Raw genomic sequence first — 861 nt, forward strand, 5'->3', positions numbered from 1 at the left:
GTCCGCCTCGGAGAGCGGGAAGAGCGTGTCCGCGGTGCCCTGCACGAGCAGGCTGCCCCGACGTGCTCGGCAACCGCCCGGACGGGCTCGTGCTCCGGCTGCCCGGGCGGGCCGTCGACGCGACCCGGTTCGGCCACCTGCTGCGCCGGGCCCGCGAGCTGATGGCCGACGACGACTGGGCCGGCGCGTCCACCCTGTTCGCCACCGCGCTGCGGCTCTGGCAGGTCGACCTCGACCGTGACCCGCTGGACGGCACGGTGGTCAACCCGCTCGGCTGGGTGCAGGCCGAGCGCACCCGGCTCGTGCAGATGCGGGCCGCCGCGATCGAGGACCGCTGGGAGTGCCTGCTGCGCCGGGTCGCGGTCGCGCTCACCGCCGCCGGTGCGCCGGCCGCCGACGCGCACGCGGTCGCCGCGGGCACGGCCGCGGTCGCCGCCGCCGAGGAGGCGGTCGCCGACCTGGAACGCGCGCTGGCCCGCCATCCGCTCCGCGAGCGGCTCTGGGAGCTGCTGCTGACCGCCACCGCGTTCGCCCGCGGGCGGCGCGCGGCGGCCGAGGTCTACGACCGGGCGGTGCTCGCCGTCGCCGACAACCTCGGCGTCGAACCCGGGCGGCGGCTCGGTGAGATCGCCGCGCTGGTCCGCTCGGGCGGGCTGGCCACGTGGTGGGAGCGGCCGGAGCCGTGCCCGGCACCGCCGCCGGCGGCCGTGCCCGCGCGGGTGACGCTGCCCGTGCCGCTGACCCCGCTGATCGGCCGCGAGCGGCTGGCCGCCCGGGTCGCCGCGCACCTCACCGACGGCCGACGTCCGGGCTGACGCTCTCCGCGGGGCGGCCGACGGGTCCGGGCATGGCGATGACCCT

At 79.3% G+C, this 861-nt stretch carries 1 protein-coding gene; it reads left to right on the forward strand.

The window, feature by feature from the left end; all coding sequences use genetic code 11:
* The first annotated feature begins 62 nt into the window (after positions 1-62).
* Positions 63-815 (forward strand): BTAD domain-containing putative transcriptional regulator, encoded by a 753-nt coding sequence (locus tag AB0H87_RS24170; protein ID WP_360149696.1) that lies wholly within the window; start codon positions 63-65, stop codon positions 813-815.
* The last annotated feature ends 46 nt before the right edge of the window (positions 816-861 follow it).

This window comes from Asanoa sp. NPDC050611 (genome assembly GCF_040654855.1).
Lineage (GTDB): Bacteria > Actinomycetota > Actinomycetes > Mycobacteriales > Micromonosporaceae > Asanoa.